This window comes from Candidatus Cardinium sp. TP (assembly GCF_025215055.1).
GTDB lineage: Bacteria > Bacteroidota > Bacteroidia > Cytophagales > Amoebophilaceae > Cardinium.
In genome coordinates this window covers 1-18,459 of record NZ_JANAVR010000020.1, presented here as the reverse complement: position 1 = coordinate 18,459, position 18,459 = coordinate 1, and the positions used below count along the sequence as shown (strand labels likewise).

Sequence of the window (18,459 nt, the reverse complement as noted above, 5' to 3'; positions counted from 1 at the left end):
GGGAGGATAGTAAAAAATTAGTCCTTGAAAAAAATAATCAAATTGCGTATCTTAAAAGAACACCTGACACATTAAACTTAACTGACAACTTTAGACACTAAATTTTTATTGCCTGTCAGATTAAATCTTGACTACTACATATCATCCAAACATGGCGTTACTAGTAAAACCCTTCAGAATTGGAAGCGTCAGTTTTTAGAGAATGCTTCTACAGCCTTTGATCCATCCAAGGTTGTTAGTGTGTATAAAGAAGAAATTAGCGCACTTAAGGATCAAAATGATGAACTTGCTAAAGCCTTAGGCAAGGCTACCGTTGAGCGAGATTGGGCAGTGGGAAAGTTAAAGAGCTTGGATTTATTAAGTAAGAAAAGTCTTGTCAGATCCAAGCTTCCCCACTTATCTAAGGCAAGACAATGTGCGTTATTATCGATAAATCGCTCTTTGATATATTACAAATCTAAGGAATTAAACGACTGTACTTCAACTGTTTTAAAGAAAATAGATTTGATTTACAGGGAACATCCAGAATACGGTTATCGTTATATATACAATCAACTACAAGAAGATGGGTTTAATGTAGGTAGAGATCGTGTGCTTAAGTATATGGGTGTGCTGGGTATATCGGCTATTTACCCTCGTAAGAAGCCAGCCACTTCTTATAAAGATGTTCAGGATAAGGTATATAATTACTTGTTGGATAAATATTGGTTCAATTCTGGTAAAACAAAGCATGTTCATGTGCCTAAATCGAATCAGGTTTGGAGTGGGGATATTACTTATATTCGAACTAATACTGGTTATATGTATCTTTCGGCCATTATAGATTGGCATAGTAAAGCTATACTAAGTTATAAATTATCCAATACTATGGATACAAGTCTTGTAACAGACACATTGCAAGAGGCACTTAGCAAATATCCTGCACCAGAGTGCTTTAATAGTGATCAAGGTAGCCAGTATACTAGTCATAAGCATACAGAGCTATTAAAAAATCATAATATCCAAATCTCCATGAATGGAAGAGGTAGAAGTATTGATAATATTGTAATAGAAAGATTTTTTAGAACACTAAAATATAATTACCTCTTTATCAATGAATTTAAAACTATTAAATCCCTAAAAAAGGGAATTAATAGTTACATTACTAAATATAATTACCAAAGGTTTCATTCTAGTATTAACTATCAAAAACCTATGAACGTTTATCTTAACCATTGAAAAATGGTAGCATAGCAAATGGGAAAAACAGGAAAGAAAAGTAAGAAAAAATTGTCCTAAAAATTCAGTCCAGTATAAAGTTCATAATAGTTATAATTTATATCCGTACAAAGTTAACAAATGTCAGATTAAATCTTAACTACTACAGTTTAATCCCTTGTAAGGTTAATCGATCAAATGTAGCCAAAGTATAGTTGTATAATCCAAATTATTTTGTATAATTAGCTTTTGGATTTGGTTGTAGAAGATCTTAATGATCAAGTATAAAGTTAAATCAAAATGAATGATTTTGTTTTAGTTAGCTAAAATTAGTATAGTATACTATAACGCCTCCGTTCTGTGCGTATCTATTTTTTAACATAAAATTTATATAGTTATGAATGCAAAATTATTTTTTAGCTTGAATTTAGTCGCTTATATGGGAATAGGTGCTTGCAATGGGACGAACATGAATGGAATGGATAAAAAGAAACCGATTAAAAAAGAAATAAAAGAAGAACTTAGTACTTCAAGTGGAACTAATGTTTCAAGTGCAGAACAAGATAATAAAAAAATACGGAAAGATACTGTAGAACAGATTAGCAAAATGGTTGAAAAAGAGTTAAGTTTTAGATTTCACGAAGAGTATAGGAATTTTTTAATTGAATATGATTCTTCTAAATTGGAAAGTTTAGGCTTAGGTGATCCATTTCGTATTTTTTCTTTTGAGACTCCTGAATCTGAGGCAATGATACCGCTCGTAGCGAAACGTGAAGTTAATAGGTATATGGATATGTACTGTGCTTTTCCACGAGATAGAGGTGCAATAGAACAAGTCAATATACCTTTATGTATAGCGGCTCATTCCGAAGCGCATAGTTATAAGGATGGTGATGAAGATGAGGCTATGATATATTATTATATAGATCTTAACCCTACTGAACATGAAGACAGACCTTTAAAAATATATAGAGTACTTCGAAATAACACAGTAGAATCAATTCGTACTGATAATATGGTTGATTTTATAGAATACTGTAAAAGAGAAAGTAAAGGAATTAAAGAATCCGAGGAGGATATGCAAAAAAAGAAAAGAAGGAAAAAGTAGCTATTTTGTTGTTCCAGTTTTGGAGAAAAACCACGCACTTGTAGTACGTCGTTTCAATATACTTAGGCTTGTAAAAATGCGGTATTAAATCAATAGAGGATAAATTATCATTGGTTAATGAATTTATGCCGTAATCTTAATCTATGTATTTGCAATACAGTGTAAGTTAGCTGGTAGTTTCTTTTATGTTTTATATGTGTTACATTTAATGATTAATATTTAAGCAATGTTTTTATTGAAATTAAAAGTTAATAATAAATTGACTTGGTATATTTTTTCTTTTTCTCTGCTATTACTTTCTGCTTGTAATTCTAGGATAGGATATAATTTATTTGGTGCAATCAATACGGATTTGAAATCAATGAAGAAAAATATAAGTGACTATCAGACCCGTTATAGTAACCTAGTAGAACCCTACTGGAATGATGTTATATCGAATGGATTTTTAACTGATGATGGTAATCGAAATCAATATGACCTAAATCAGAATAATAACATGGAGCGAGGTCTCGGGTATATATTTTTTAACACTTTAAGGGCTAGGTTGAATAGGTCAGTGAATCACGAAGATGTAAGGCTTTGGAATGGTAAATATACAAATTTTCGATGCCCTAGGCCATGGAAATATAGAGCTGACGAGGGTAGAGGTTTTGGATATTTTTCTTTAGACTGTGTACAAATGGGGGAGTATTTCTATGGAATTGATCAAGCTCCTGTTAGAAATTTTGATAGAATTTATAGTGGTAGAGCTCCTTATATGCGGGTTTGTTACACTGATGATAATGAAGAAAGATCTCGTAATTTTGTTTTGAACATTGATCATTTACTTAGAGACAACTCATATTTGATAGAACTTCCTAAGGTTTTGCATGATTTGAAAACGCGTTATTTAGATCCTTTTATTACTTTTCGAACAGAGACTAATAGGGATATTATACCAACTAGTACTTATTGGAGGTCAAGACCAGATTATATAGAAGCGCTGGGGAATCGTGAACTTTTGGATCAATGCTCATGCTTAGAACCTTTCCAAACACCTAGATCAGAAATTATAACTGAACACATACATAATGTACCTTGGAAAACAAACTGGGGTGCTAATATGATGGTTGACAATATATTGAGGCCAAACAGGTGAAATTATGGTTTCCATGTATGATTCGTAGAGGTTGTTACAATAAAAATGTAAGATTAAGTTCGGCTTGTATTCAGTTTAAATAGTTTAATTATTTAATTCAATTTTTAAAATTTTTTATAAGGTCAACAATCGTATATATTTTCATCACCTGCTCTACACTGGTTTCATTTTCTTTAGTCCTCATATTGATTGAGATGTGTATTTATGGATAACTTGATTAAGTTATCCATAAATACACATCATCACATAATAAATTATTAATTTAATAATGATAATTAAATAATGAACAGGTAAAAACCCTGTCAAGTTTAAACTTGATCTGACAATCGAGGTGTAACAATCTCTACGAATCATACATCATTTTTGGCTCAACTTGATCAATCCTTGCATCACTGTGTTTTAGAAGCCACTGGCAATTATGGCGTTTTATTAGTAGAGCTGCTTATAGCAGCTGAGCTAGCTGTTTCAGTTGTTAATCCAAGGCAAATCAAATACTTTGTTAAGGCCATGCATCATATAACTAAAACCGATAAGGTAGATGCGCAACTTATTGCTTTATACGGTGCCAAAATGGAACCTAGATCCTACCAAATGCCTGTAGCGAGTATCCAAGCCTTAAAGCAGCAAAAAACAGTTCTTTCGCAGTTGAAGAAACAACTTACGATGTCTTATAATTTGCTAGATTCTTTTAGTGTGTTGCCTAAAACAGATGCTGTAGCATTAAAAATGACCAAGCAAACTATAGCTTACTTGAAAGAACAAATAGTAGTATTAGAGCAACAAATGCTTTCTATTAGGGGTCACGTCAGGAAACGGCAAATAAAGCACGTTAAGGAAATGGCAGTGTTCTTAGCGGTCTAAACTTTCCTTGACCGATCTTGCCCCTGCTATGCCAAATATAATCTCCTGTGAGATTAATATGCTCCCACCCCAGTGGCGACAAATATTGATACAATGTATCATCTATCACCTTTTCTTTACAACGCAATGCCTTTGTGGCCCGTTCCAAATACACAGTGTTCCACAGCACAATTGCCGCAGTGATGAGATTGAGACCGCTTGATCGATAGCGTTGATTGGACCAGCGGGCCCGGATTAGCAGAAAGTTACGGTTTCAACCCAAAATTTAATAGGTTTAGTTTTTAAACCGTAATTCTCTGTTGAAATTTACATAAACCTCACGTATACTTATGATCTTCAATAAAATATGTACCATTTGGTAGTACATGTTTGTATGGAAGTAACGATATATGTGATAGCGTCTCTGGACTGATCTTTTCTCCTTGTGCCTCAATATTTTGAATTATGTCATCAATTTTCATGGTGTTCCACATGAGGATAGCATTGGATACTAAGCTCAAACAACTCGCCTTATTCATGATCTCCTCGTAATCACCGGTAGTAAACTCGCCATGCTCAGCAAAAAATATCCATCTAGGCAATTTATGGCGATATTCTCCCTTATTGAGTTGTGCTTGAATAGTTCGTCTAAGTTCTGGATCAGTTAAATAACGTAATATATATTTTGTTTTAATGATCCGGCCTAGATTAATAAAAGCTTTGTTTAATCTGTCGGAAGGTCCATTACTGGTAAGTCTTTGAACAACAATATGGGCGGGAGTAGTACGCTTTTTCAAGGATATAGCGATTCGTAGCATTTCATCCCATTGTTCTTCGACTATGTCTAAATATGCTGTTTTTGTTATTAGTGTATCTATTTCTCCATAGGTGGTACTTTTATCTATTCGATATAATTGTTGATCTTTCAGATCACGAATACGGGGCATGAAATAAAAACCGAGCATATAACACAAGGCAAAGATAATTTCTGTGTAGCCATGCGTATCTGTAGTGTGTGCTTTAATTTTGAGGATAGTATTATTTTCCAATAATCCATCAATGACATACAGTGCTTCTCGTGGCACACAAGAAATTACCTTGGTACTGAAAACAGAAAGTTGGTTAGAAACATGCGTGTAAATACCTATAGCTTTCTCATAATACCCATAATATCTTGGATAGTGAGATGCTAACAACGAGTCAGCTCTTATTTTAAATCGTTGAGCATCTGATGAAGATATATGTCCATCACCCTGAGATGAACTGAGTGGATGATTATGGTGATGATTAACAATTTCGGCACTCGCTGCGGTTAATGTTTCCTCACGAATAAAACTATTCAATGCATGCCGTAACATATCTACTGAGACACCTTGAACACTGGCGCTTGTAGACATAATTCCCAGATTGGTTGCCTGTGAAATAATAGCGGCCATTAACGTTTTATAAAAGTTTTTCGGTTGAGAATGATAGCCCTGAATTGGTTTAAAATGCTTAGTAAATCCTGTTATTTTATCTACCTCAATCAGCAACTTTTCAATGCGGATAGTGGGAAGATTGGCCTCAATTGTTTTTTGAAGTGCAGCAACAGTAGGTGGATGGACAAATTTATCGTCTTTTTTCAACTTAAGTTTACCATTCACTATATATGCGAAATTTCCCAGACACCATTGTTTACGGGCTTTCTCTGTTGAAGCTTGAAACTGCGTGGTAAGATGGGTTGTTACGTGTTCTTGTTGTGGTAAATCTAATTCACTAATAGCTTCGTATTTTATTTCTTTCCAATGTAAGTTGCTTACCATTAAATCCCAGAAGGACACATGTTGTTTGCTCTGTGGGAGGTAAAGATCACCGGACCGTAGTTTGTCGCGTATTGCTAATGCTAAGCCTATTTCCCAAGTGTTGCGGTTAATACTACCATTTTTACCTTTTAATCCAGATCGTAATTCAAGCGATATAAACTGTATTGGTACATCTTTAGGTAATGATTTAATATCACCATTATCCAGCTTTTTAATTAGTTCAATAGCTTCTATTAAATATTGGCTGCCGTTTTGGGCTTGAAATGGCAATTTGATAAATTAGGGTACTAGGCAAAATCGTGCGTAAATGTATGGTAAGACTTATTATTTCACATCACTAATCATATTTTATACTGATTATGAAAATTATATGAAATATTTTTAATTTGTATTAATCGTTTCATTAATTTTTTATTACGACTCACTATAAGAAATTATAGAGTTTTTTGTAAAACTCATAAATACTATAAAATATTCTAAATCAGTAAAAAAAATTATAATAAATATTTTTTTGTTCTGAATATTGGCTTAACATGTATTTACGCACGATTTTGCCTAGTACCCTTAATACGTAAATCTTGATACCATTGTGATATTAATGTTGTATATTTAATTAACCTGCGTTAAAAACGATATGTAATTAATATTAAAAAAGAATCATTATAATATTAAATTAGGTTTATTATAGCATATAAAATACATCTAAATAAATCTGTAATAGTGTAAAAATGATATATGTAATAGGTGGTATTAAAGGAGGATCTGGTAAATCGACTATTGCTACAAATTTAGCAGTTTTAATGGCCAAAGAATTTAAAGATATTCTTTTAATTGATGCAGATGATCAACAAAGTGCTTCTGATTTTACTGTGTTTAGAGGTGAAGCAATGAAAGATAACTTGGATTATACATTGATTCAATTATCAGATAGAACAGTTCGTGATCAAACAATGAAGTTAAGATCAAAGTATGATCATATTATTATTGATACAGGTGGTAGGGATACTACTAGTCAACGTGCTGCTATAAGCATTGCTGATATTTACTTAGTCCCATTTGTTCCTAGATCATTTGATATTTGGACAATAGAGAAAGTATCCACACTAATAGAAGAAATGAGGATCATTAACCCAAAGTTAAAATCATTTTCTTTTATCAATAAGTCTGATTTTAGTGGGCAAGATAATAGTGAGGCTGCTAACCTTCTTAAGGAGAATAAAACGTTGGAGTTCATAGATATTTTCATAGGAAACAGGAAGTCGTTTCCAAATGCATCTTCAAAAGGACTAGCAATTACTGAGATAAAGCCTAAAGATGTAAAAGCTATACAGGAGTTTAATACTTTATTTAATTTTCTAATTAATATTAAATTAGATTTAAATTAATACTAAATTGATTCTATAATAAAATTAAAACGATATTAAAAAATGGCTATTTCTAAAAAATCACCTTCTTATGAGCGTAAAGTGAGTGATCTTATAAACAAGGGTGGTGCTGTCCCTAATACTAGTAAGAAAGAAGAGCGAAGTATACAAAATATACAATTAAGATTACCAAATAGTCTAATTAAAAAGATTGATAGCCAATGTATAAATGATTATTATCAAGTAAAAAGATCTAGGCATAGTTGGATATTGGATGCAATTTTGGAGAAAATTGATAGAGAAAGTGTGTAACTAGGGAACTAATCAAAATCTATTGTAAATAAACGTTATGTTGCTCCATTTATCAGGATATTTCTACATAAGATGAGACTATTTTAGTAAAAAATAGAAATTTCTAATAGAAACTAAAATAAATATTTATTTGTAATGTAAAAGAATTTAAATATATTATATTTGTACTTATAAATACATTTAAGTAATTATTACAGATTGTTTTTCCAACTATTTAATACTTTTTAGTAAGTTATCTTTATGACAGAAAGACTAAAGCACGACAGCTTAGCAAAAAAAATCCTATCTAATCCAATAGCTGCCCGTGAGTTTCTTAGCCATTATTTACCAGCGTCCTGTAAATCTTTATTGGATCTAGACACGATTAAAATCGAAAAAGAATCTTATGTAGAAGAAAATTTAAAGCAAAAATTTAGTGATTTAGTATTCTCTATCAGAACGAAAAATAATCAGAAAGCTTTTGTTTATGCCCTAATAGAAGCCGAGGTGAGCCCTAAGTATTGGACGGCATTTAAGTTATGGAAATATATCTTCCTCTTACTGGAAAGGCATCAAACGAAAGAAAAATCAAAGTTACCTTTGGTAATTCCGATCGTGTTGTATCATGGTAAAACTCCTTTTAACGTCCCAAGAAATTTATGGGAATTATTTAGTGAACCTAGTCTTGCTAAAGAACTTATGGGTGAAGATTATCAATTGGTAGATCTCTATTCTATGCCAGATCATGAGATCAAAAAGAAGGCACACTTGGGTATGATGGAGTATTTCATGAAACATGTACACGTACGTGATATCCTTCATCTATGGGAGGAGTTTTTAGAAAACTTTAAATCATCTATTGTCTTAGACAAAGAAAAAGGTTATATTTACATAAGAAGCTTTTTATGGTATAGTGATAGTAAATTACCTGAAGATCAGCAATCTGTTTTGGAAAAAATTATCACTGAGCATCTACCTAGTGAAGATACAGAAGATATTATGAGAACTATAGCACAAAAATATAGGGACGAAGGTATCCGAATAGGACAGGAAAAAGGTATCCGAATAGGGCAAGAAAAAGGTATCCAAATAGGGCAAGAAAAAGGTATCCGAATAGGGCAAGAAAAAGGTATCCAAATAGGGCAAGAAAAAGGTATCCGAATAGGGCAAGAAAAAGGTATCCGAATAGGGCAAGAAAAAGGTATCCAAATAGGGCAAGAAAAAGGTAAGCTAGAGGGTAAGCTAGAGGGTAAAGAAGAAAGAAATATAGAGTTTGCGAAATCCATGCTTTTACGCGGCTACCCCATAGAGGATATTATTTCCCTTACTGGTTTGTCTCCATATCGTATCAAGGAGCTTGTGTAGGAGTCTTTAATTATAGCCATCATCTTCCATGTATTTAGGTTGAAAGATTCCGGTATTAAAGAAATCATTATTGACCCAATATAGATCTGGATCTTTGGTTTTAGCTAATACCTTTTTGGAGCATAGTTCTGCTATTCCATCACAAGGATATTCCATATTGATGTATATCATAAACCTATTAAACTCATTTAGCTTAAATAAGAATTTTTCTTCTTTAAATGAATGTTTGAACATTAAATACTTGATGATATTCTTAGCTTTATTTGACAGTTCATCTATGAAAAACTCATCGAATTCTACCTCTGACCTGTAGTTTAAAAAAGGATTTTGAGCAAACTCCTTCACTTCTTCTAGTTTATATTTTTTACTCATCTTCATTTAAAATTTACTATTTCTTTTTATTTTACTTTTAACGATATGCTGTATTAGATCATTGTTCAACTTTTCACTATATAGCTCTGCAATAGCTTCTTTATCTTTTTTAGACACTTCTTCCGATGCCACTTGAAGTCTATTGATCCGTTCTACCAGTTCTCCCATATCTAAGATATTTTTGTTTTTGATGCTTTCTAATTGAAAATACTTGACCGGGTCATTTTTATAGAAATTAGGATTAGATAGCGTTTTATCTATTTTTTTATTTTGAATCTCTAGATTTTTGATGTGTTCTTTATATACTGGAATCAGTCTGTTATTGGCCTCTTTAGCAGCTATTTTTATTTGATCCGATCGGCGCAACTCTCTTTGAATATCTGAGCAGAGGCTATTTAAGCTTTTTGGCGGTTTTGCACTTAGGAAATTGCTACTTCTACCAGTAAAAGAATCTATCTTACCTAACAAAGACTTTTCTCTAAAATACGAAAAAGAACAATTTCTTTTAAGATCTTTAGTACAATCTAAACTAGGAATATAGTCACTTGGGTTGAGACTAATACCACTGATTTTCTCAGATATACCTAGTACTACTTTACCATATTTAGCGTCAGATAGATCTTTAAATAAAGATTTACCTTGGTTTTTAATAGAATTAGCGTCTTCTACACTCTTTTTTAGTTTTCTCATACTATCAGCCGCATCCTTCATTTGGGCTAACACATTGTTAGAGGTACCTACTTGTTCTTCCATTAACTGGGCGGTTTTTTCTTCTGGAGATAAACCAGGTATCCACTTCTTTAATCCGTTAGGTAGGATTTTGTTTAATCCTGATTTAATAGAAGAGCCTATACTTGCTGAAGAGGTGATAGGTAATAATAAACATACTGCTATTACACCATATTTTTTAAACTTATTCATTTTTCTATTGGTTGAAGGAAGACTTTTCTTCTATTGTCTATGGTTATTTTCTGCTCATTTTTAACTGATTTAATACCATCTACTACTACTCCACTGATCTCTCTTATCCAAGAATTACTGCCACTACCAGCTGCTCTACTGAGTAATTTGTTTTGCGCTTGATCAATGAAAGGATGCAAATTTTCTACTAACAGGCCAATCATATAATCTGAATCATATAAACCAACAGCAACTGGAATCACATTTTTACCAAATTCAGCTGTTTCTAATTTAGACAGAATTCTCTCCTTTCCAAAAGCAACGATGCCGTATAAAAACGCACCTTTGGGGATTTCTTGACCTTTGTAAGCAAAAGCTTCTTTGACACGTATTTTAATACTTCTACCATGTTTGAGTTCCTGTGTGCCATAGACATAGCCTGCGGCAAATCTGTTTTTTACCTTAATATTCCTTTTTCTGCCTTTTCTTTCAAAGGCTACTGGAAAGTAGTTTTCTTCTTGTTTTGGAGAAAGGACCATTTTCTTAGTTTTTTGAACTACTTTTTTAGGCTTAACCGTAACTGGTTCAGGTTTTTTAACCGGTTCTGGTTCAACCTTTGTTACATCTTCTTCTCGATTGATATTTTTGGCCATATCTTCAAACAAAGAGCAGCCTACCTGTTCCGATTGCATGCGACTAACACCTTTAATTCTTTGATTGGTTTCTTTCGTAATCGACAAGGGTTCTGCTTTTTCGAGTAGCTTACAAGTTTTGGGAGGAGGGGCTACAAAAAAATCATGCCAACGCTTTGTTTTTCTAACATCCCGTAATATCACCCAAGAAATAACCAATAATCCAGCGAGTCCAAAACCTAATTGCTTCTTATCCATAGAAATTAAGGTTCTTTAACCAAACAGGGTATACTCAACAATAATCTATTCGGTAGATTCAAACTTAAATCTCTACGTCCTTTTTTCTCTTCAAAACGAACGATGATACCTGATTTTGCTACCTTATGTTTAATAACGAAAATCATCGGTAGGATCTCTCCAGGCGCTACTACCATACGCTTGGGTTTTAGTTTTATAGGAATAGCTGTTTTTTCTTTGTTATTTCCTACAAAATATACGCTCCCTACCTTGTAGTTATAAGGAGAGCCATTTCTCAATACAAACTTTAAAACAATCTCTTCTCCAGTACTAACGGCATTATTCAAAAAACAGCTTACTTTTTGTTTGGTCTGATGAAAGCGTTTAATATTTGGCTGTTCCTGGGATACATATTCTATTGCTTCTGTCAAGGATTCAGTTAAAGGTTCATCGGTATCCCATTTGTCTGTTTCTTCTATCTGTTTAATTTTATACTGTGTAAGATCATACATTGGTTGTATACCAGCATCATAACTAACGGTTCCATAGAAGACATCTATCTTTTCATTCTTTTTCCCTTCATTGACTATATAAAAAACAGTAATGGTAGTCTTACTGGTCCCAGGACGTTTGGCTTTTACTTCTAAAAACCTACCTTCTTCTTTGGATACGTATTCCTTATCTCCATTACCAAAAGAAATCTTTTCAATGGTACCACTAAGTTCGAGTAAAGTGGGATATTGGTCAGATACTTTAATATTCAATGCAAAAGCAGGAAAATAAAAGATCAAAAATGCTAAAAGGCTACTTTTCTTCATGGTTTATAAAGGTTAGATCGGTAATCATTAAACCATATGGATTTTTACTGCATCTAGCTGTTGACCCGATTTCCAGTGCAATCCCTTGATGGTAGCTATGGGTTTTAATCTTTCCTTGGCCCGTTAAAAACTTTAAATCTGTTTGAAAGTAGACCTCTGCCTTATAGGGATAGGATGCTGTATCAGTGACGATGCGTTTAACAGTAACTGTCGTTACACCATTCGATTCTTTATATACTTGAAACAAACTATCATCAGAAAATAGTTTTTTGAAGGTTACCCTAGATGCATTATTCATGACAGTTAAGGCTCTTTCAATATTTTCCTGGTAGTTGTTTTCACTATGGGCAAAGCCATCTTGGATAAAACGCATAGCAAAGTTTTCTACTTCAAACGATTCTCTGCTGTTATTAGTTGGATTCTCTTTTCTTATACCCACATGGGTTCCATCCAGCGTAGCAAAATAGACTAGATCACTCCTGTTCTGTTTAAAGACCAGATAGCCTAAAAAAGAAGCTAACCCTCCTAGGAATATCACAAGAAAAATAACTAAAAATCGTAGTAGGTTAATAATATTTGCATAATGATAGCTGTTTAGCTTATGAATCGATTCAACGGTTGATGACTGATGATCTTTATTATCTAACATATTGTATTATGTTTATAGTATTCTTTCCCATTAGCTTGCCAAACCAAGTCCTTACGCAGTAAGGATTACTGTATTGTCTAGTCACTATTCACTTTGTTTTCTCAACTTTTGTAAACTACTAACTCCATACGCCATAAACTGACTGGTTTTTGCTTCTCCTATCGCAAAAAGGCTATTGCCTACCGTGTTACCTATATATAGAGAGGTAAGCGGCCCTACCATAGCATACATCAAGCATGTAGCTATGGCAGCACCTATCCCATCTACATTATTAAACTCTAAAGAAATCAGTGAATAGTCTAGCAAATCAATTGTTACTCCCCACATTAAAAATGAAATCAGCATATTGAGCCAATAGTTCACTATACTGCTGAAATTTCCTGGTAAGAGGCTAGCAGCAATGGCCAAAGGACCTACTTGTAAGGTAAATAGGATCGCCTGATGACGAAATATAGTAGTGGTTAAACCCATTATGCGAGATATCCCTTTTAAAAAGCTAGTAGTAACATTCGAAAAACCATTTTTAATTAGTTGCCAGATACTGATTTCAGGATCTTTTATACTTTCGAAACTATCAGGTTTAACCAGATCATGCCAATCAAACACCTTCATAATCAAAGCGGTTAATTTGTCTAACATATGAAAAATATCCAAGTAGAATTGTAAAAGCAAAAAGGTAACAGCTAGGGTTAACAGACTGGTATAACAGGATTTTAATAACTCGGCAGCGCTTAAATGATACTGAAAATAATAGACCATTAAACGTACCAACAAGAATGGTAATAGTAATAATTTTGCTACGCCAATCATCTTTCCAATGGTAGTATCCACCATTATATTTTGTGCTTCCAGGTTTAGATGAACTTCATCAGCTTCGTTCTAATGCACATGTAATCAAGACGTGGTTGTCCCAGCGTTATGTTAATGTCCGTTTACCTTATCAAGAAGATGAAATAACTTCCTCTCGTATCGCTTCTTTTTTAGGAAGTACTAATGATGTTGAATTTTTACGATCAGATTTGTGTCATAGTAGATGGATTAGTTTTGAGGTAGAATCTGTTGAATATCTGGATGATGAAGCGAGGTATATTTTAGAGAAATCTTGGGCGCAAGCTTATCATTTGTATAAACTAAATGCTGGTGGTGGGGATTTGAGTAAGGAAGAGTTGTTAGAACTAACACAAAGATCTGATCAATTTACTACTAAATCTACAGAGGTTGAGTTGATTACTCAATATCTTTCTCCTTCTTCTAAGGAAATAGGAGAATTTATGACTACAACTGATATTCTTAGATACTTGCAAGAAATCATTGGTATTACGATTAGACTAAATACTAAGTTAGTAGGAAGCGCACTAAGAGAATCTGGTTTTGAAAAGGTTATGTATAATGATCTAAATAGGAGGGGTTTTTTCGTACAGAAAATCAATACTTAGATTTTGTTGGTCATCTATATTACAAGTGGTTTCATGTTTATAAAGATGCACCTGCTTGGTTTTGCATTTTGTCCGCGAATTAGAGATCTCCATGACAAACGACTTTTCGTTCAAGGTAAAGCCGAAGAATATCCTGGCCTTCAGCTTCTTATTTCCACAATTAGTCTGAATCTGAAAGATATTGAATCAAACTGGACTGGTGTACTTCGTCTGGCTACGTCGATCAGCCAAGGGACAGTTACTGAATCCCTTATGCTCAAAAAGCTAGCCAGTTATCCAAAACAGAATTGTCTGGCAAAAGCACTCAGGGAAATTGGCAGAATAGAAAGAATATTATTCATGCTGGACTGGTTTCGAGATCCGGCGTTGCGTCGGCGTGTACAAGCAGGACTGAATAAAGGAGAAGCCCGTAACGCACTTGCTCGTGCAGTCTTCATGCACCGATTGGGTGAAATCAGAGATAGGAGGATGGAGAATCAGAGCTACCGCGCCAGCGGATTAACTCTGCTCACAGCTGCCATCACACTTTGGAACACGGTTTACATGGAAAGGGCTATTGATTCTCTGAAAAAACAGGGAATCAAAATCAATGACCAATTGTTATCCCATTTATCTCCTTTAGGATGGGAGCATATCAATCTGACAGGCGATTATGTCTGGCCAAACAAGCCTAAACCCACATCAGGTAAGTTCAGACCTCTACGACCGGCTAACATAGAACAATACAAAAAAAGCTTAACGTACAATAATTCCCCATATCAAAGTTAACCCCAGGATGTCAAGATACTTATTATGTAGGTAACTTTAAAGGTATAGGTAAAGTTTATACGCAAGTATTTATAGATAGCTATTCTCGAGTAGCTCATGCAAAACTCTATACTGAAAAAACAGCTATCACAGTGGCTGATATGTTAAATGATAAAGTGTTACCTTTTTATCAAGATGAAAACATACCTATCTTACGTATTTTAACAGACCGTGGTACGGAGTATAAAGGCAAAATAGAACACCATGCTTTTGAGTTGTTTTTAAGTATAGAAGGTATAGAACATACCGTTACTAAAGCCTATTCCCCGCAAACCAATGGATTTTGTGAACGTTTTAACAAAACCATGAAACAGGAATTCTTTGATACCGCTATGCGTAAAAAAATCTATACTAATCTAGGTGATTTGCAGGAAGATTTAGATAGCTGGTTGTATTACTACAATCATGAGAGACCCCATTCTGGAAAATATTGTTACGGAAAAACACCTAGACAGACTTGGGAAGATAGTAAAAAGTTAGTCTTTGAAAAAAATAATCAAATCGCGTATCTTAATAACATACCTGACAAACTAGACTTAACTGACAAGTTTAAAGTCTAATTTTTTACTGCCTGTCAGATTGAATCTTGACTACTACAGCTAATTCTTTCTCAAGAATAGAAAGAGAATGCTTAAAAATAGCCTCTCTAAATAGGTTGTAATATCTATTAATAGTATTCCGATTTAACTTTAAAAGATCAGCCGAAACACTAGAAGTTAAATCCTTTAAAAATACATCTAATATTTTTCTTATTTTATAGTTACTTAATCGGCAGAATTTCATAGCAAAAAATATAAATATATTTATTTTGCTAGTCAAGATCCAAAATTTAATAAAATTTATTGTCCCACTTTGGGAGAAAAACTCCGCACTTGCAGTGCGTCGTTTCAACATATTTATGATGTAAAGATGCATTACTATTTGTAAGAACTGCAGGTAATGTTATTGATCAAATGATCAAGTATTATATTGATAGACATAAATGAATAGAAGATAAACTTGGAGACTTTCAAGTTGAAAACTAGCTGAAGCTAAGGCATTCATGCCGTAATATTAAGCCCTGTATTTGCAATGCAGGGTCTGTTAACTATTATACACAATTATATAAATAACTTATATATAAATTATTTTGACTATCAAGTTATTATAATGAGGCCGTTGCAATAGAAAATAAAGATTTTGAAAATAGGGATATTTTCTGCTCATATATTGCTTTTATATCCTAAAAAAGGACATTGTTAATAATAATTTACTGTTATAGAGTTGCAAAAAAGTCTGAATTGAGAATGCATTTGTATTAAAAACTTATGCGGTTTTCTATTGCAACAGCCTCATAATATAATTAATAGATAAAAGTAGCTAAAATAGGTGATTTTTTAGTAAAAATATTAATCAAACAATCTATTTTTAGTAGTTGTAAATCAGATAAATAAATACTGAACTCAGGTTATTAACATTAACTCATTATACTGCATTATAAATTATAGAATCTGTATAGAAACTGGCTTAGTAGGATAGGTATGAAAAATAGCTACATATTATGTAGCTATAATTATTTGCAGGTTTTGTGACTATTTTGTATAATGTCGTATTGTTAAGTTACATATAAGAATATTATCAATGTTTAAAATTAAAATTAAATTTATGGTAGGTATAGTAAAATCGTGCAGAAATAAAAGGTATGGGTTTGCTTTGTTAGCTGGATTATCATTGTGGGTTTTTAGTTTTTTTATACAGTCTTGCAGCTCTATTTCATCTAGAGGGTTAGGTATACATCTTAACAGAGACGATTTATTAAGAGAAAATCTATTAGAAAAACGAGTAAGAAATATTGAAGAAGGCAGGCGTATTACAGTAAGAGAAGAGAATCAGCCAATGATCCATGAGGTAAGAGGGAAACTTGGAAGATTGCGTAATGACGGTTTTTTAGATCATCCTATTGATTTTACTGATATGAAAGAACATTTCATGTTTGTGTTTTCTCATTGGCTCAGATGTAAACAAAGTAGGGATATGTCCGTTAGGGAAAAAATAGCGTATTTTCATCAGATTAGAGATGGAGAAGGTTTGATACATCCACGTTTATTTTGGAATATTAGATACAACATGGAAAATGATACGGCAGAATTTCAGATCAGAGATCTTTATATACAAGGTATTGATGAAAGGTGGAGAGCCAATTTGAATAGGTCAGGACGAACAGGTGGTGCTCCTTATTTCGATTTTGGAATGGGAATGGGAAGGGAGAGGATAGACATAGACCATTTAGTTAGAAACAATCATGTGACGATTGAATTACCGCAAAGTTTTCATAACTATAAAACTAGATTTATAGACAGTCTTACAAATATACCTAAAAGAACTGTGGATAGGGATCCTCAGTCTTACTGGAAAGCCAGAGCGAGAGCTAGCGGATATGTACCTGGAGCAGTTGGGCGTCCTCCTAGATTATAGACTCATAAAATTAATAGGAAATGAGTTTATAGATGAATTAATAATCAATATTTATAACTTATATATCATATGAACTCTAAAAAAATTCACTTTATATTAAATTCAAATAATCTATGTGCTTTGTTATTCATGTGTATAGCACATTTAGGATGTTCATCAAGTTATCGTTGTCAAATGGATGAAGAGGAAGGAGATGTAGAATGTGTACAATCTACTTTTAGTGGAAAATGGGTCGTTAGACCTATTGCAGGTGAAGGTGATAGTATACATTTGGATGAAAGAGTAAAAAGATTCTTGGAAAAAGAAGATTTTGAAGCAGGATTACCTATAACTAATATAGAAATAGCTTCTGTAATTAAAGATTTAGATAGGAGTGCAGATATGTTCACAATTGATAGTATAGACAAAGAGTATATATCATTTTTAAATAAATACGGATCTATAGATGGTGGAGGATTCGATGTATGTGGTCCTGATGCATATACTAATGATAAAGTTAAGTGTATGTTATCAATTCAACGTGGATTTGAAAATCGTTGTAAAATGCATCAAATGAAGTCATCACAAGTGAAATCATGTTGGTTAATAGCAGGAATAGATCAAGGTGACGAATATTATATCAATTTGTCTAGGTCAAATAAGAATTATGTATATTCCATGAGCCCTGATGGAAAATCTAAACTCTTCGCTAAAGATTTTTTGGAGTTTTTAGATAAGTTTTTTGAAGCTTATAGTAGAAAAGATGAAGAAAAATCTTATGAAGAGGATCTTTATGAACAAGGAGAAGATGTAGAATCTCAAGAGTTTCATGGTATGTATGAAAACTGAGATCGCTTCTCTAATCGGACTCCATCGATAGATATGGGTTATATCTAAAAAGTTAACAGAACCTGTATTTGCAATGCAGGGTCTGTTAACTATCATATGTAGTAGTCAAGATTTAATCTGACAGGCAGTAAAAATTTAAGTATTAAAGTTGTCCGTTAAGTTAAATGTGTCAGTTAGGTTGTTAAGATAAGCGATTTGATTATTTTTTTCAAAGACTAATT

At 33.1% G+C, this 18,459-nt stretch carries 18 protein-coding genes and 3 pseudogenes; 12 read left to right on the top strand and 9 right to left on the bottom strand.

The features are described from left to right. The first annotated feature begins 108 nt into the window (after positions 1–108). The 4 genes from NLX65_RS03295 to NLX65_RS03280 all read left to right on the top strand — a co-directional run bounded on the left by NLX65_RS03295 (position 109) and on the right by NLX65_RS03280 (position 4,304). A complete protein-coding gene (locus NLX65_RS03295; RefSeq protein WP_260537143.1) occupies positions 109–1,218 on the top strand; it encodes an IS3 family transposase in 1,110 nt (369 codons plus the stop codon). Positions 1,219–1,594: 376 nt separating this feature from the next. Then, complete coding sequence (locus NLX65_RS03290) at positions 1,595–2,305, top strand: SMI1/KNR4 family protein (protein WP_260537141.1); 711 nt, start codon at positions 1,595–1,597, stop codon at positions 2,303–2,305. Positions 2,306–2,531: 226 nt separating this feature from the next. After that, positions 2,532–3,443, top strand: a complete 912-nt coding sequence (locus NLX65_RS03285) for a hypothetical protein (RefSeq protein WP_260537139.1) — start codon at positions 2,532–2,534, stop codon at positions 3,441–3,443. A 363-nt stretch (positions 3,444–3,806) separates the two neighbouring features. Next, positions 3,807–4,304 (top strand): IS110 family transposase, encoded by a 498-nt coding sequence (locus tag NLX65_RS03280; protein ID WP_260537137.1) that lies wholly within the window; start codon positions 3,807–3,809, stop codon positions 4,302–4,304. Here NLX65_RS03280 and NLX65_RS03275 read toward each other — a convergent pair. Continuing rightward, positions 4,273–4,527 (bottom strand): annotated as a pseudogene (locus NLX65_RS03275) (Tn3 family transposase); the annotation flags it as partial. The gene NLX65_RS03280 and the pseudogene NLX65_RS03275 overlap by 32 nt on opposite strands. Positions 4,528–4,621: 94 nt before the next feature. Beyond that, positions 4,622–6,355 (bottom strand): Tn3 family transposase, encoded by a 1,734-nt coding sequence (locus NLX65_RS03270; RefSeq protein ID WP_260537135.1) that lies wholly within the window; start codon positions 6,353–6,355, stop codon positions 4,622–4,624. Positions 6,356–6,813: 458 nt separating this feature from the next. Here NLX65_RS03270 and NLX65_RS03265 point away from each other — a divergent pair, with 458 nt between their 5' ends. From NLX65_RS03265 to NLX65_RS03255, 3 genes are all read left to right on the top strand, one after another. Further along, complete coding sequence (locus NLX65_RS03265; RefSeq protein WP_260537133.1) at positions 6,814–7,470, top strand: AAA family ATPase; 657 nt, start codon at positions 6,814–6,816, stop codon at positions 7,468–7,470. A gap of 42 nt (positions 7,471–7,512) precedes the next feature. After that, positions 7,513–7,761 carry a hypothetical protein gene (locus tag NLX65_RS03260; RefSeq protein WP_260537131.1) on the top strand — a complete coding sequence of 83 codons (249 nt, stop codon included), beginning with the start codon at positions 7,513–7,515 and terminating at the stop codon, positions 7,759–7,761. A gap of 240 nt (positions 7,762–8,001) precedes the next feature. Beyond that, on the top strand, positions 8,002–9,105 hold the full coding sequence (locus tag NLX65_RS03255) for an Rpn family recombination-promoting nuclease/putative transposase (RefSeq protein WP_260537130.1): 1,104 nt from the start codon (positions 8,002–8,004) through the stop codon (positions 9,103–9,105). Between the two features lie 6 nt (positions 9,106–9,111). On the opposite strand, the gene NLX65_RS03250 is transcribed toward NLX65_RS03255, so the two are convergent. The 6 genes from NLX65_RS03250 to NLX65_RS03225 form a co-directional block, all read right to left on the bottom strand. Beyond that, positions 9,112–9,477, bottom strand: a complete 366-nt coding sequence (locus tag NLX65_RS03250) for a hypothetical protein (protein ID WP_260537128.1) — start codon at positions 9,475–9,477, stop codon at positions 9,112–9,114. A gap of 6 nt (positions 9,478–9,483) precedes the next feature. Next, complete coding sequence (locus tag NLX65_RS03245; RefSeq protein ID WP_260537126.1) at positions 9,484–10,398, bottom strand: hypothetical protein; 915 nt, start codon at positions 10,396–10,398, stop codon at positions 9,484–9,486. Further along, entirely contained in the window at positions 10,395–11,267 is an 873-nt protein-coding gene (gene traM, locus NLX65_RS03240) for a conjugative transposon protein TraM (protein WP_260537124.1), read from the bottom strand. Before traM ends, NLX65_RS03245 begins: the two co-directional genes overlap by 4 nt. 5 nt (positions 11,268–11,272) lie before the next feature. Continuing rightward, positions 11,273–12,037: a hypothetical protein gene (locus NLX65_RS03235; RefSeq protein WP_260537122.1), complete on the bottom strand. Its 765-nt coding sequence runs from the start codon at positions 12,035–12,037 to the stop codon at positions 11,273–11,275. Between the two features lie 13 nt (positions 12,038–12,050). Further along, entirely contained in the window at positions 12,051–12,713 is a 663-nt protein-coding gene (locus NLX65_RS03230) for a hypothetical protein (protein WP_260537120.1), read from the bottom strand. Between the two features lie 84 nt (positions 12,714–12,797). Next, positions 12,798–13,523 carry a hypothetical protein gene (locus NLX65_RS03225; RefSeq protein ID WP_260537118.1) on the bottom strand — a complete coding sequence of 242 codons (726 nt, stop codon included), beginning with the start codon at positions 13,521–13,523 and terminating at the stop codon, positions 12,798–12,800. 32 nt (positions 13,524–13,555) lie between these two features. On the opposite strand from NLX65_RS03225, the gene NLX65_RS03220 reads away from it, so the two are divergent. From NLX65_RS03220 to NLX65_RS03210, 3 genes and pseudogenes are all read left to right on the top strand, one after another. After that, positions 13,556–14,149 (top strand): virulence-associated E family protein, encoded by a 594-nt coding sequence (locus NLX65_RS03220; protein ID WP_260537116.1) that lies wholly within the window; start codon positions 13,556–13,558, stop codon positions 14,147–14,149. Between the two features lie 21 nt (positions 14,150–14,170). Beyond that, positions 14,171–14,917: pseudogene (locus NLX65_RS03215) on the top strand (Tn3 family transposase); the annotation flags it as partial. Between the two features lie 5 nt (positions 14,918–14,922). Further along, a pseudogene (locus NLX65_RS03210) lies at positions 14,923–15,516 on the top strand (integrase core domain-containing protein); the annotation flags it as partial. 4 nt (positions 15,517–15,520) lie between these two features. Here the strand turns inward: NLX65_RS03210 and NLX65_RS03205 are convergent. Further along, the gene (locus NLX65_RS03205) at positions 15,521–15,850 is read right to left on the bottom strand and encodes a hypothetical protein (protein WP_260537114.1); all 330 of its coding nucleotides are present in this window, start codon (positions 15,848–15,850) and stop codon (positions 15,521–15,523) included. Between the two features lie 750 nt (positions 15,851–16,600). Here NLX65_RS03205 and NLX65_RS03200 point away from each other — a divergent pair. Together NLX65_RS03200 and NLX65_RS03195 are read left to right on the top strand one after the other, a co-directional pair. Next, positions 16,601–17,410 (top strand): hypothetical protein, encoded by an 810-nt coding sequence (locus NLX65_RS03200; RefSeq protein WP_260537112.1) that lies wholly within the window; start codon positions 16,601–16,603, stop codon positions 17,408–17,410. Positions 17,411–17,479: 69 nt separating this feature from the next. Then, positions 17,480–18,238, top strand: a complete 759-nt coding sequence (locus NLX65_RS03195; protein WP_260537110.1) for an SMI1/KNR4 family protein — start codon at positions 17,480–17,482, stop codon at positions 18,236–18,238. Positions 18,239–18,459: the final 221 nt, after the last annotated feature.